The 13298-nt window shown below is 54.1% G+C and carries 12 protein-coding genes and 1 tRNA gene; 12 read left to right on the top strand and 1 reads right to left on the bottom strand.

Annotated features, from left to right (window positions below; genetic code table 11):
- Window positions 1-303 precede the first annotated feature (303 nt).
- The 9 genes from GKG34_RS03730 to GKG34_RS03690 all read left to right on the top strand — a co-directional run bounded on the left by GKG34_RS03730 (window position 304) and on the right by GKG34_RS03690 (window position 6699).
- Window positions 304-501, top strand: coding sequence for a hypothetical protein (locus GKG34_RS03730; RefSeq protein WP_097775157.1), 198 nt, complete (start codon window positions 304-306; stop codon window positions 499-501).
- Between the two features lie 43 nt (window positions 502-544).
- The gene (locus tag GKG34_RS03725) at window positions 545-826 is read left to right on the top strand and encodes a hypothetical protein (protein WP_117948569.1); all 282 of its coding nucleotides are present in this window, start codon (window positions 545-547) and stop codon (window positions 824-826) included.
- Window positions 826-1533, top strand: coding sequence for an ImmA/IrrE family metallo-endopeptidase (locus tag GKG34_RS03720; protein ID WP_097784816.1), 708 nt, complete (start codon window positions 826-828; stop codon window positions 1531-1533). The genes GKG34_RS03725 and GKG34_RS03720 overlap by 1 nt, the downstream gene beginning before the upstream one ends.
- A gap of 533 nt (window positions 1534-2066) precedes the next feature.
- Complete coding sequence (locus GKG34_RS03715) at window positions 2067-2558, top strand: sigma-70 family RNA polymerase sigma factor (RefSeq protein ID WP_015565818.1); 492 nt, start codon at window positions 2067-2069, stop codon at window positions 2556-2558.
- 374 nt (window positions 2559-2932) lie between these two features.
- A complete protein-coding gene (locus tag GKG34_RS03710; RefSeq protein WP_097775161.1) occupies window positions 2933-3160 on the top strand; it encodes a hypothetical protein in 228 nt (75 codons plus the stop codon).
- A gap of 86 nt (window positions 3161-3246) precedes the next feature.
- Window positions 3247-3921: a type II toxin-antitoxin system PemK/MazF family toxin gene (locus tag GKG34_RS03705; protein WP_098924522.1), complete on the top strand. Its 675-nt coding sequence runs from the start codon at window positions 3247-3249 to the stop codon at window positions 3919-3921.
- On the top strand, window positions 3912-4721 hold the full coding sequence (locus tag GKG34_RS03700; RefSeq protein ID WP_154255625.1) for a DUF6551 family protein: 810 nt from the start codon (window positions 3912-3914) through the stop codon (window positions 4719-4721). Before GKG34_RS03705 ends, GKG34_RS03700 begins: the two co-directional genes overlap by 10 nt.
- A gap of 113 nt (window positions 4722-4834) precedes the next feature.
- Window positions 4835-5200 (top strand): helix-turn-helix domain-containing protein, encoded by a 366-nt coding sequence (locus GKG34_RS03695; RefSeq protein ID WP_113993110.1) that lies wholly within the window; start codon window positions 4835-4837, stop codon window positions 5198-5200.
- A 2-nt stretch (window positions 5201-5202) separates the two neighbouring features.
- Window positions 5203-6699: a site-specific integrase gene (locus GKG34_RS03690; protein WP_154255624.1), complete on the top strand. Its 1497-nt coding sequence runs from the start codon at window positions 5203-5205 to the stop codon at window positions 6697-6699.
- Window positions 6700-6763: 64 nt separating this feature from the next.
- On the opposite strand, the gene GKG34_RS03685 is transcribed toward GKG34_RS03690, so the two are convergent.
- Window positions 6764-6842, bottom strand: a tRNA-Leu gene (locus tag GKG34_RS03685).
- A gap of 723 nt (window positions 6843-7565) precedes the next feature.
- On the opposite strand from GKG34_RS03685, the gene GKG34_RS03680 reads away from it, so the two are divergent.
- From GKG34_RS03680 to GKG34_RS03670, 3 genes are all read left to right on the top strand, one after another.
- Window positions 7566-9488 (top strand): HD domain-containing phosphohydrolase, encoded by a 1923-nt coding sequence (locus GKG34_RS03680; protein ID WP_173015217.1) that lies wholly within the window; start codon window positions 7566-7568, stop codon window positions 9486-9488.
- 155 nt (window positions 9489-9643) lie between these two features.
- Window positions 9644-10693 (top strand): SpoIID/LytB domain-containing protein, encoded by a 1050-nt coding sequence (locus GKG34_RS03675; protein ID WP_154255622.1) that lies wholly within the window; start codon window positions 9644-9646, stop codon window positions 10691-10693.
- A gap of 130 nt (window positions 10694-10823) precedes the next feature.
- On the top strand, window positions 10824-13247 hold the full coding sequence (locus tag GKG34_RS03670; protein ID WP_154255621.1) for a glycosyltransferase: 2424 nt from the start codon (window positions 10824-10826) through the stop codon (window positions 13245-13247).
- Window positions 13248-13298: the final 51 nt, after the last annotated feature.

Here is a 13298-nt window from a genome sequence, read left to right as displayed (position 1 = left end):
GACCAACCTCATTGCTATCCCTCGCAGCGACTGCATCATAGCGCACTGTGGATGGGGCTATGTGCATTTTGGTGAGCGTGGTTTTCTTTTTCATAACAAGAACACTCCTTTGTGATCCGGTAGCTCTATTATAGTATAGAAAATATAAGAAATCAACAGGAAATCTCTAAAATGGCGACAAATACGTAATTGACATCTCCATAAAGTGGGTGTATAATCAAACCAAATCCACAAATAACAGCCTTTTGGTGTTATTTTCGTATGGGATTGTGTTTGTTTGGCGTTTTTTTGCGAGGTGATACTATGAGAAAAGAAAATGTAAGATGTCCAATGTGCGGAACCATGAATTATGATGTGGATCTTGATGAAACCGGTGGCTGGACAAAATGCCGTCTGTGCAAAGCAGTGACCTGCTCTATGGATGAGTGGAAAAAACATACAGTGTCCGTTCCGCTGTTGAACGAAAAACAGCTCGTGGCACGCAGTATGATTCGCAAGTAATGCACGCCGTGTTTTGATAAATCCGCAAAAAGGAGGAATTCTGATGTGTGGTGATTACAACCTTCGCCGTGAGAAAAGATACGTCGAAGTGGACGTTCGTTTTACTCCTGACGGTAAGATCCGCCCTCTTGCCATAAACTATGACAAGGCTCACACTTATGGAATTGATCGTGTCTTGGCAGTCAAACATGGGACATCACACCTAGGCGGAAAAGGTCACTGCTTCACCTGCCTGATCTGCGGTCAGAAGCGGAATCTTTGGCTTGAACGGGGCAAGTGGTTCGTGGAAGCCTACTGCTCCGTGCCGGAAAGCTGTGCTTCGTAATGGCAAGATACTTATCCCGCGCAGATCTTTCGCACATAGCGGGTAAGTATATCGACCAGTACTATACCCGTTTCGGGATCAGTAAAGATGACCCAGAACCCATTGACCCTGAACGGCTCGCAAGTTCTGTTCTTGGGCTGAATGTGAAAATGCTGCCGCTATGCAGCGATGGAAGTATTCTAGGACTGACTGTTTTCCAGAAATGCGGTTTTACCGTAACCTTGGGGGACGGGACAAAGCTTGTGGAGGTGTTCATGCCGAAGGACGTTGTAATCGATTCCGCCCTTGCGTCAGACAGCTGCACCGGATGCCGGAATTTCACGATAGCGCATGAAGCGGCGCACCATATACTGGCTGACCTGTTTCCGAACGACTACGGAAAAGCAGTCAAGTGCCGTGGGCACATTGCCTATCGGGAACGAAACGGACAGCCCTCATGGGAAGAATGGCAGGCGAATACCCTTGCAGCGGAGCTGCTGATGCCAACATTTCTGGTCAACGCCGAAATAGAACGTGCAGCGCTGTGCCTGCCAAATGGAATCCTGTACAAATCCGCATCGGACCCGAACTATGAAAGAATTCTGGAGATGGCTGCACGGATCGGGGTATCGTGGTCTGCGATCAGGATCAGATTACAGCAGATGCAGGTCATCAACGGAAAACCCATCCACTGCCATCCATTGGACGTCATTCGATTTGGAGAATAATATGACTTGGTCAAATAATCGCTCTTTTAAGAGTAAACCGCTGAACAATATACAGCAGGCACAATTCAGCATTGGCTGGAGGTTTTGTCCGGTTTGCGGACACAAGCTCTACCAAAAAAACGAGAGCTGTTCAGGCTCTATCAGCATAAAGTGCCTCAAGTGCGGTAACATAGCAACAGTTGACTTAGCCTACCGCAGACGCTGACTTTTTTAGACAAACCACAATTTCAAAAATCGGGTGCATTGCACCCTGAATATGGACTGTTCGTCACCGAGCAACGGGCCATTGCCGCAAGGCAATGTATGAAACGCGCACCAAATAGCCGGGCAACAGCTGATAGAGTGATTCTGCTTTAGAACCGCTCTGTTAGTTGGTTGTCCGGCTATTTTTTTAGCCTTCAGGTAGCCTGCTCCCGTAAAAAGGAGCAGGCTTTATGTTTGTCCGTTTTTCATGGATGCCCCAAGCGGCGAAATATCCGTAGCCTTCCAAATTTTCGACTTTTTACGACTTATCGAAAATTTGGAGGTTTACGATGTCTTTTAATAAAGGCTATGAGTTGAAGAAGTTTGAAGCACACTGGGAAAAGTTGCGCATCGAGTACGCAGCTGCGGGAATGACGAAAGAGGCCATCCAGAAGATGTACGATTATGACCGTCAGCAATTCAATTCGGAGCGTACCTTTATCGAGCGGACGCAGGAATTCACCGCTCCTGCGTATGAAAGCTCTGAGGAAGAAGCGTCGCCTTTGATGCTACGCTATCAGGATGCGATTACCGTGACAGATACTTACCACGAAACTAAAAGCCGTTTTGCATGGATTGGTGAGATTGAGAACGAGCAGTTGCTTACTGCACTCGAAACTTTGAAAACCGAAGATTTGGAAATCATCACCATGTACGCTTACGAGGGATACGACATCACTGAAATTTCTAAAGTCTACGGCGTATCTCGGCCCACTATTAGTATCAAAATCAAGAGAATTACTAAATTTTTGAAAAACTTCAATTTCAATGCTACGAATTGACCTTTCTCGTCGGCTACCAAGTGAGAGGACAATTTCCCAAGCGGCACCTGCCGCAGGGCGAAACGTCCGACCTCAGGGACCTTGAAAACTGAATAGTTCCGTCATCTGGTACTCCGATAATGATACTTCCGTAATTCGCGGCCCGGTCACAAAGCAGACGGGGTGGCTGAAATGCCAATGAAGCGGTACAAGTCCGCTGCCAGATGTTCATGCCCCACTCGCAGGGAGCCGAGGGCGAATATGCGAGACCTTTAATCATATTGATCCGGGAACTGTCGGGTACGTTCCACGCATCCGGCAGTTCCCGTTTTTTTACGTACTCTTATTTATTCTTTATCCGAATATTCACTTTTGATACATAGGAGGACACTTTTATGGACGAGTTGAACCCCACGGTGCGCGAGCAGGAGATCTACGAGGAGATGGAGCTGACCCCTGAGATGGTCAAGTCCATCCGAACTCTCTGCGGTACCTGTCTGCGGCACTTTGTGGATGCAAAGGCTTTCAAAATCGCGCTTGTACCCAGCCCAGACCGGAGCATGGACACATGCACCGTCTGCCAGATGCGGCGCGGCTATGATTATGTGGTCATGCACCGCTGACCCAACCATACCACCATACCTTGAACGAAGCTCGTTGCGGAACATCCGGCAGCGGGCTTTGCACATAACAACATGGAGGTACAATTTTGCAGCAAAACTGGAAATTCCAACGCGGAGACATCTTCTTCACTCATTTCGGGGCGAGCACCGGCTCGGAACAGCACGGTGACCGCCCGGCGGTCATTCTTCAGAATGACGTGGGCAATTACCACTCTCCGACCCTGATCGTTGCGACCATGACAAGCAAGGCGGAAAAGAAAGTAAACCAGCCGACCCACTGCCTGTTGGAAAACGCAGGGTTGAATATGCCGTCCGTTGTGCAGGCAGAGCAGATCTTCACCATCGACAAGAGCCGGGCACTGAAGTATCTGGGGCATCTGACCCCAGAGGAGATGCGCCGGGTGGATGATGCAGTTCGCATCAGCCTTGCGCTGAACCCGATGGGCAGCATCCAGCAGATAGAGCCTATCCGACGCTCTACGGCGGTTTACGCGCCGCCTGAGGTGGTGGACGGCAAACCGCCTGTTTACCCCTATACGCCCATCCGGTCGTCCTTTGAGAACGCCGGAAGCATCGAGGAAATGATGCTGTACACCGAGTTGCAATCCGCGGTTCATGCCATGATCCAGCGGCTCGAATACAGCTTCACCTTCAATCCCAGCCTGCTCACCGTCCCGAAGCGTAAGCAACAGGTGGCTGAGATCTTAGAGGAAGCCGAGAAGTACATTTGGAGAATCAAGGAGGAAATGCGATGCGCCTGAACGACAACAATACTTTCATTGGTATCAACCCGCCGTACCAGCTCATGGTCATCCACAGCAGCAAGCTGATCTATCCCCGCGAGATCTACCAGCGGGGCGTAGAGCGCAAGCGGGTGGAGCTGATTGCAAGGGACTTCAACGAGTACATCGTTAACGAGCCGAAGGTCAGCTTCCGCAACGGCAGGTACTATGTAATGGATGGGCAGCACACCATCGAGGGCTGCATTCTCCTCAACGGCGGCGAGGACCGCCCGATCCTCTGCAAGGTCTACACCGGTCTGACGATGGAGCAGGAAGCCCTGCTCTTTGCCGAGCAGAACGGTCACGCCGCACCCCTGTCGGCGGGCATCAAGCTGCGCGCCAAGGTGGTGGGCGGCGATGCGCCTTCCAAGGCGTTTGTCGCAGCCACCAACCGGGTGGGGCTTTCCCTCAACTACGACAGTATGCAGCTGAGCGACTACCGCATCAGCTGCGTGGGCACGGCGCTGAAGCTGTACGACCAGCTGGGCGAAGAAATCTACTGCGAAGCTCTGCGGCACATCGTGGAAGCGTGGGAGGGTAGACCGGATTCCTTCCGGGCGGCTGTCCTGCGGGGCGTGATGTACTTTGTGCAGCTGTATCATGGGCAGTACAGTGCGGAGCGGCTTGTCCGTGCGCTGGGCAGCGTCCACCCCATGGAACTCTACCGTATCAGCCGGGATAACCCCGCCAAGCTTCCGGGCTGGCGGCGGTACGTTTACCCCATCTACACCACCTACAACGGCAAGTGCAGGAAAGACGCACTGCCGATGAAGTTCTAAGCTCAAATATCTCCTTTGGCAAGTGAGATGGTCCCCGAAAAAGACCATCACACTTTACATATAGTATTTTTTGCTGAATAATCGACATATTGAACTAGAAAGAGAGGACAGGAATGAGCGAGATCGCAGCCTGCACTTTGATTCAGGAAGAGCCTGACCGAAAGACGGAGAGGTATCTGACGATGTTCAAGGACTACCCGGATGTGGTGACGGTGGAGCATCTTCAGGAAATGCTTGGCATCTGCCGGAAGAATGCGTATCTGTTGGTCAAGCAGAATAAGATCCACTCGGCGCGTGTAGGACGCAGCTATAAGATACCAAAACTCTGCGTGGTAGAGTACCTGCTCGATCAGGATCGGCAACTTGGAGGGATGCACCTTTCAAACTCCCTTGTGCCATCCTTGCAAAACACTCCAGAATCTTCTAAACTTATGATGCCTAAGCAAAGGACGTTTGGCTGCGAACAGAAAGGAGCATAACTATGACAAATGTGGCCGGACATTTAAGAGAACAAAACGGTATGTATCAGATGATTCTGAGCTGGAAAGACACAGATGGAAAGCGCAGAACCAAATCCATCAGCACAGGACTTCCTGTTAAAGGAAACAAAAAAAGAGCTGAATCTCTGTTGCGTAAAACACAAAAAGAGTTTAACCCTGAAACGATGCAGCAGGTTTCCGACCTGCCGGTATCGGAATATCTGAACCGCTGGCTGCGCGAAAGTGTAATGACACTTTCGCCGGAAATCTATGGACGGTATGCCTACGACTTAGGGAAGGTCATCCTCCCGTACTTTGAAAAGAAGCATCTGTCACTGAAAGCACTCTCTCCGCGCGATCTGGAAACGTTCTTCCGCTATGAGCGTCAGCAGGAGGAGGCCAGTGTACAGCAGCTTCTGGATTGGCACAAGGAGTTGACCGATGCCCTGCAATATGCCGTTGACAATAATTGGCTGAAGGTCAGCCCCATCAAAGAAGTTGACCCTTGCCTTGATAACTCCCCGGTGCTTTTCACCGACTTCATCACGGACTGGTTGAAAATGATGAAGTCACGCGTGGAAATCACAACCTATACCAGCTATGAAAGAGCAATCGTTCACAAGATCGTCCCATATTTTGAACCGCTCCACTATACATTGCAGGATATGGAACAGCATCCCAAATACATCCAAGACTTCTACCAGCATGAGTTGGATCGTGGCCTTACGGCAAACACCGTCATTCACTATCACGCCAACATCCGCAAATGCCTACAGTATGCTTTTCAAATCGGCATGATCCGTTCCAACCCGGCAGATCGCGTTGAACGTCCTCGTAAGGAAAAGTTCAAGTCGGAGATTTACAGCGGTGAAGAACTGGAGCAACTTTTCAAGGTGATTCAAGGTGACCCTTCGGAGTTTGGCGTCATCATGGCTGCATTCTACGGGCTGCGGCGCAGTGAAATTGTTGGTTTGAAATGGGATGCCATTGACTTCGAGAACAAGAAAATCAGCATTCAGCATACGGTTGTGACCGCAAAGGTCAACGGAACGCTAACAGAGATCGCACGAGATAAGACAAAAACAAAGTCGAGCTGCCGGACACTTCCCCTGATCCCTGCCTGTGAGCAGATGCTCAATAAAATGAAAAAGGAGCAGGAGCAGAATCGGAAGGTCTGCGGCAAAAGCTATTGCACCGATTATCTTGACTATATCTATGTAGACCCGATGGGAAAGCGGATTCGGCCCGATTTCCTGAGCCAGCATTTCCCGGATTTTCTGGTCGCACACCAGATGAAGCGTATCCGCTTTCACGATCTGCGCCATAGTTGTGCCAGTCTGCTCTATGCCAATGGCGTGAGCCTGAAGGAGATTCAGGAGTGGCTCGGTCACAGTGACATCAGCACAACAAGCAACATTTATACACATCTGGATTTCTCCAGTAAGGTGTCCTCGGCGAATGCAATCGTCAATATCTTCCCAGAAAACACCAAAGTATAAGAAACTGAGCAGAAAAAGAAAAACAGCCCAAAATCTTTCGATTCTAAGCTGTTTTATGATGGAGTGCCGATGGTGGGACTCGAACCCACATGGTTTCCCGAACGATTTTGAGTCGTTTGCGTCTGCCATTCCGCCACATCGGCTTATATTCAATTTTGGGACATTAGTACCGGTTTCTGAAGATTGGAGGGATGTTCAGGAGGGATGTAAGAAATCCTGCTTCAACAAACTTTCAAAATTCAACGAATACTCGTGGATTTCTTGCACAGACACGAAAAATCACGAAGCGGATTTTGAGTCGTTTGCGTCTGCCATTCCGCCACATCGGCTTATATTCAATTTTGGGACATTAGTACCGGTTTCTGAAGATTGGAGGGATGTTCAGGAGGGATGTAAGAAATCCCGCTCCGACAAACTTTCAAAATTCAACGAACACTCGTGAATTTCTCGCACAGACACGAAAAGTCACGAAGCGGATTTTGAGTCCCCCTCGTCTGCCATTCCGACACACCGGCTGATATGCAATTCAAAAGAACGTTACTATTATAGCGGATTCTGCGCACAAAATCAAGACTGAGTTTCCGGCGGAAACACGTGGACTGTTCCCGGGCAGAGCGGGCAGCAGACGGCCGGAAAACTGCACTCCCCAATTTGCGTCGCTTTGTGCGGCACAGTACGGTGTCTGATGAGGAAATTTGACAAAAATAAAGAGTTTACGTTGATTTTACAGGATCAAAACGACACATTCCGCACCGCGGGCTGCAAGGGGTGAAGATTGACGTATTCTGGTAAAAAATAGTATAATGTTATTCGTGAAGGAATGCCGTGCGGCCCAAAACGCGCGGTTTTGCAGCGGGGGATATGCGATGATGAGCAAGAAAAACAGAACACGCCAGCAGATGGAAGAGGAAATGCGCCAGCTCCGCAAGGTGTTCATGACGGTGCGCCTGATGAAGGCGGACGAGGTGCAGGGCGGCAAAAAGGGCAGCGCGCCCTGCTATGCCCAGTGGCGGCGCAGCCGTCCGTGTGAAAACTGCGTGGCAAGGCAGGCGCTGGAAAAGAACACCCGGAAAACAAGGCTGGAATACTTTGGGCAGGAGCTGTACGAGATCACGGCCAGCTGTGTGCAGGTGGATGGCCAACTCTGTGTGCTGGAGCTGACCCGCAAGATCGACCGCAGCGTTCTGTTGGACCCGGAAAACGGTGAGCGGCTGCTCAACAGCATTACCGACGAGCGGGAAAAGCGCTACCGCGACCCGCTGACCGGTGCCTACAACCGCACCTATTATGATGAGAACTACCGCTACCGCAGTATTACCGCTGGTGTGGCGATGCTGGATATGGACGATCTGAAGTTCTCCAACGATGTTTACGGCTCCGGTGCAGGCAACAGCGTGCTGGAAACGGCGGTAAGCACCATCCGGCGCGGCCTTTCGGAAAAAGACCGCCTGATCCGCTACGACGGCGGCAGGCTGCTTTTGCTGCTGCCGGACATCCGGCAGGAACAGCTCAGCCCGCGTCTGGAACAAATCCGTCTGCAGCTGCAGGCGGCCAGCGTGCCGGGCTACTCCCGCATCCGCATGTCGGCCAGCATTGGCGGTGTGTGGATCGACGACGAAAATGTGGACGATGCGGTGCAGCACGCGGAACGGCTGATGCACTATGCACGCATCCAGAAAAACACCGTGATCACCGAGCGTCAGCCGGAGCCGCACGCCCTGCAGCCCACCCACAGCCGCCAGAGTGTGCTCATCGTGGACGACTCGGCCATGAACCGGATGCTGCTCAGCCAGATGCTGAACAGCCAGTTCGACACTGCCGAAGCGGCTTCCGGCGAGGACTGCCTGCGCCTGCTGGAACAGAACCCCACCGGCATCTCCGTTGTGCTGCTGGATGTCCACATGACCGGCATTGACGGCTTTACCGTGCTGGAAGCCATGAGCCAGCGCGGAATGCTGGAAGAGATCCCGGTCATCATGATCTCCAGCGAGGACAATGTGGACACGGTGCGCCGCGCCTTTGATCTGGGTGCGTCCGATTATATCAGCCGCCCCTTTGATGCAAGGGTGGTGTATCAGCGCATTACCAACACCATCCGCATGTATGCAAAGCAGCGCCGCCTGAGCGCCATGGTGGCGGATCAGGTGTCGCAAAAGGAAAAGCGCAGCCAAATGATGATCGGCATTCTGAGCCGGGTGGTGGAGCGCCGCAACGGCGAGAGCCGCACCCATGTGCAGCACATCAGCACCCTGACCGGAATGCTGCTGGACCATCTGGTGCAAAAGACCGAGACTTACCCCCTGACGCAGGAGATGCGCCGTACCATCAGCATGGCCTCGGTGCTGCACGACATTGGCAAAATGGAGATCGGGGAGCAGGTCCTGAACAGCCCGGAGCCGCGCACGCCGGAGGATGAAGAAACCATGCGCCAGCATACCCTGCTGGGTGCACGGATGCTGGAAGAGTTGGATGCCTACCGCGACGAAGATTTTGTGCGGGTAGCCTATCAGATCTGTCGCTGGCACCACGAGCGGTACGACGGCAGCGGCTACCCGGACCAGCTGGTTGGCGAACAGATCCCCATTGCGGCACAGGTGGTCGGCCTTGCGGATGCCTACGAAACGCTGACCACTGGCAGCGGAAGCCAGCCGCCGGTACCCTGCGCGGCTGCAGTGCAGATGCTTTGCACCGGCGAGGCCGGGGCGTTCAATCCGGTGCTGCTGGACTGCCTGCGGGAGATCGAGAACGAGATCGACGATGCCATGCGTCGTCGGCCGGAGACCTTATAAATCAGACCGGAGAGCAGCCCGAACGGGAAAGGCCCTCCGGTTTCTTCTTTGTCCAGATGTGAAAACGAAAGTCCAGTCCTTGCCCGCAGGCGCAGGCTGTGTTACACTGTAAAAAACACGGTCGGAAATCTGCAAAAAACAGGAGGAGATCACTTTTGAAACATCTGCATCGGTTTGTGCGCCGCGCGGCGGCGTTTGTGCTGGCAGCAGCGCTGTGCGTTTGCGTGCTGGTCCCGGCGGCTTCGGCAGCCACCACTATGGGTGGCGCGGACACGACCTTGATCCCTGCCGAGGAGGAAAACTGCCTTGCATGGCTCTTTGGCACCAGTGATACCATCACCATGCCTTACCTCAACATCAAGGGAAAAGGCCTGCAGCGCAATGTCACGCTGAACCTTGTGGACTGTCTTGTGGGCATTACCTACACGGAGCTTGGCTCCATTGGCAGCTATGTCAGCGCCAGCGCCGCCCAGCAGGCGTGGAAGGCGCAGGCGGTGGCCATCCATTCCTATCTGGAATACCACAAGCAGTACGGCTCCTCTTCCAATGCGCTCATCTACACTCCGGTGGATCAGATCCCGTCCTCGGCACGGGAAGCCATCCGCAGGGCGGTGGAACCGGTGAAAAATGAGATCCTTACCTACAACGGCAGCGTCTGCGACGCCGTGTGGTCGGCCAGTGCGGGCTATAACACCCAGACCGGCGTGTACGGCACCTGCTCCAGCCGGGACGCATGGGGCACCGATGTGCCCTATCTGCAGAGCGTGGAGAGCCCCTACGAGGAGCAGTACCACAACAAGCTGCGCCGGGTCATCGGAAAAGATTATACCTATAAAGAGTATAACGACAGCCGCACCGGCGAGCCCTACGTCAGCGCCGACACCACCCACAAGGATCTGGGCGGCTTTGTGCAGTACAACACCTTTGTTTCCAATGGCCGCAGCTACCGCTATATCGGCCAGTTCGTTTCCTCCCGCTACTGCTTCGACTTTGGCGCGGACGAAAGCGGCACTCCCTGCATGACCTATTACGGATTTGGCCATGGCGTGGGCATGAGCCAGTGCGGTGCTGTGGGTTACGCACAGGAGCAGGGCATGGGCTACCGGGAGATCCTGAGCCACTACTACACGGGTGTGAGCATTTCCACTTCCGGCAGCTCCGGCGGTGGGTTCTTTGGCTGGCTGCACAGCCTGTTCCACTGGTAAGCAGTGGAAAACTGCAAAGAAATGCGCGCAAAACCTTCTCAAATCATGCCGGATTTGGTATACTATAAATCGTGTGATTTTTTGAGAGATCATTTTAAGATAAAAAAGTTCCATAGGAGCGGAGATCGGAATGGATCAGGAAAAAGAAACCAAACGACAGGCCGAGCGCTGCCGTGCACTGGCGCAGCGCATCGTGCGGGAGCTGACCCCTGCCAGCATTCAGGTGCTGGGCGGCAGCGGCGCACTGGCCGAAGCACTGGAAAAGGCCGGCGCACAGCTGCTGCCGGAGAATGCAGAGCAGGGCACCGCTGCTCTGCTGGTGGTGGAGGACCCGGAATGGGTGGATCTGCCCGCACTGCAGTGTGCACAGGTGCTGCTGGTATGCACCGATGCATCGGCCATGGCTGACTGTGCAAAGCAGCTGGCCGCACAGGGCCTTTACCGGGATTTTGAGTGGAAGAACCGCGGCAAAGCCCAGCAGACCGCGCTGTTCTGCCGCAGCAGTGCAGTGCAGGACGTGCAGCAGCTGCTGGCCGGCTATGAAATGACGCTGGATGAACTGCGGGAGCGGATGCAGCAGGCCGAACGCACCGGCGAAGAGCAGACGGCTCAGCTGGAACGCCTGCGCAGCGATCTTTCGCTGAGCCGCAGCCATGAGCAGGATCTGGAAAAGACGCTGAACAATGTGACCAGCTCCACCTTCTGGAAGATGAGCTGGCCGCTGCGCTACTTTGTCAGCAAGGGCCGTCAGCTGGCACACACCTTCCCGCCGTTCGTCTTTCTGGGCCAGCTGCGCCGGGTGGGCATTTCCGGCGTGCGTGCGCAGGCAAAGGCCAAAAAGGAATATGCGAAGCTGTTCCCGGGCAGGACCATGCGCGCCGACCGCTTTGCCAGCGCAGAGCTGCTGGTAAGGCAGGCGGCCGACCAGCCCGCCGCGCCGCGCATCAGCATCGTGGTGCCGCTGTACAATACGCCGCAGCAGTTTCTGGTGGAGCTGCTGGACTCGGTGCAGAACCAGACCTATCAGAACTGGGAGCTGTGCCTTGTGGATGCCGGACAGGACGAGACGGTGGGCCAGACCGTAGCAGCCCGTGCTGCGGAAGACCCCCGCATCCGCTACCAGAAGCTGGAAAAGAACGAGGGCATTGCGGGCAACACCAATCAGGGCTTTGCGCTGGCAACGGGCGAGTTCATCGCCCTGCTGGACCACGATGATATCCTGCACCCCTGTGCTCTGTGGTACGTGGCACAGGCCATTGCCGAACAGGGCGCAGACTTTGTGTATACGGATGAAGTGACCTTTGAGGGCGACATCGACCATCTGACCGTTTACCATTTCAAGCCGGATTATATGCTGGATAATCTGCGCTCCAACAACTATATCTGCCACCTGAGCGTGTTCAGCGCAAAGCTGCTGGCCGCTGTGGGCGGCGATGAGCGTGCAGCCTACAACGGCAGTCAGGACTATGACCTCTACCTGCGCCTGACCGAAAAGGCGCACAAGATCGTGCATATCCCGCACCTGCTGTACTACTGGCGCTCCAGCCCCACCAGCGTGGCAAGCAACATTTCGGCCAAGACCTACTGTCTGGAAGCTGCGGTCAAGGCCCTGTATGCTCACTACGAGCGTGTGGGTGTGCCGGTGGATGAAGTTTCCATGATCCCGGGTACGCCGGGCTTCTATAAGACGGACTATACCATCACAAAGCCGGGCCGGGTCAGCATCCTGATCCCCAGCTGCGACCATTCTTCCGACCTGCGCACCTGCGTGGAGTCCATCTACCGCAGGAGCACCTATGAGGATCTTGAGATCATCGTCATCGAGAACAACAGCAGGGAGCCTGCCACTTTCCGCTGCTATGAAAAGCTGCAGAAGGAGCACAAGAACCTGAAGGTGATCACATGGCAGGGCACCGGCTTCAACTACAGCGCCCTGAACAACTTTGGCGCAAAGGAAGCCACCGGCGAATACCTGCTGCTGCTCAACAACGATACCGAGGTCATTTCTCCGCGCTGGATCGAAGAAATGCTCATGTACGCCCAGCAGGACCGTGTGGGCTGCGTGGGCGCAAAGCTGCTTTATCCGGACAACACCATCCAGCACGCGGGCATCGGCTTCGGCTTTTTGACCCTTGCGGCCCACATGCACAAGAACTTCCCGGTGGGCCACCCCGGCTATATGGGACGTCTGGTCTATGCACAGGATGTGTATGCGGTCACTGCCGCCTGCCTGATGGTGCGCAGGAGCGTCTACGAGCAGGTGAACGGTCTGGACGAGAGCTTTGCTGTGGCCTTCAACGATGTGGACTTCTGCGTGCGCGTGCGCGAAGCGGGCTATACCAACGTGTTCACCCCGTTTGCACAGCTGTACCACTACGAGAGCAAGAGCCGCGGTCTGGACGAGAACCCGGTCAAGCGCAAGCGCTTCATCTCGGAGGTGGAGCGCTTCCAGAAGCGGTGGGCAAAGCAGCTGGCCGCAGGCGACCCCTGCATGAACCCGAACTTTGACCTGATGAAAGAGGACTTCAGCTTTGACATCAAACCGCTGGAGTAAAACCCTCTCAGTCTGCTGCGCAGGCAGCTCTCCCGAAGGGCGAGCTTTATG

Origin of the sequence: Faecalibacterium sp. BIOML-A4 (genome assembly GCF_009679665.1) — a bacterium.
Lineage (GTDB): Bacteria > Bacillota > Clostridia > Oscillospirales > Ruminococcaceae > Faecalibacterium > Faecalibacterium taiwanense.
Note: the sequence above shows the minus strand (reverse complement) of the source record. Positions and strands in the feature narration are given on the sequence as shown.

Excerpts from the sequence above, each read along its gene's own strand:
- GKG34_RS03730 (WP_097775157.1), top strand. The coding sequence starts at position 304 with ATGAGAAAAGAAAATGTAAGATGTCCAATGTGCGGAACCATGAATTAT.
- GKG34_RS03725 (WP_117948569.1), top strand. The coding sequence starts at position 545 with ATGTGTGGTGATTACAACCTTCGCCGTGAGAAAAGATACGTCGAAGTG.
- GKG34_RS03720 (WP_097784816.1), top strand. The coding sequence starts at position 826 with ATGGCAAGATACTTATCCCGCGCAGATCTTTCGCACATAGCGGGTAAG.
- GKG34_RS03715 (WP_015565818.1), top strand. The coding sequence starts at position 2,067 with ATGTCTTTTAATAAAGGCTATGAGTTGAAGAAGTTTGAAGCACACTGG.
- GKG34_RS03710 (WP_097775161.1), top strand. The coding sequence starts at position 2,933 with ATGGACGAGTTGAACCCCACGGTGCGCGAGCAGGAGATCTACGAGGAG.
- GKG34_RS03700 (WP_154255625.1), top strand. The coding sequence starts at position 3,912 with ATGCGCCTGAACGACAACAATACTTTCATTGGTATCAACCCGCCGTAC.
- GKG34_RS03695 (WP_113993110.1), top strand. The coding sequence starts at position 4,835 with ATGAGCGAGATCGCAGCCTGCACTTTGATTCAGGAAGAGCCTGACCGA.
- GKG34_RS03690 (WP_154255624.1), top strand. The coding sequence starts at position 5,203 with ATGACAAATGTGGCCGGACATTTAAGAGAACAAAACGGTATGTATCAG.
- GKG34_RS03680 (WP_173015217.1), top strand. The coding sequence starts at position 7,566 with ATGATGAGCAAGAAAAACAGAACACGCCAGCAGATGGAAGAGGAAATG.
- GKG34_RS03670 (WP_154255621.1), top strand. The coding sequence starts at position 10,824 with ATGGATCAGGAAAAAGAAACCAAACGACAGGCCGAGCGCTGCCGTGCA.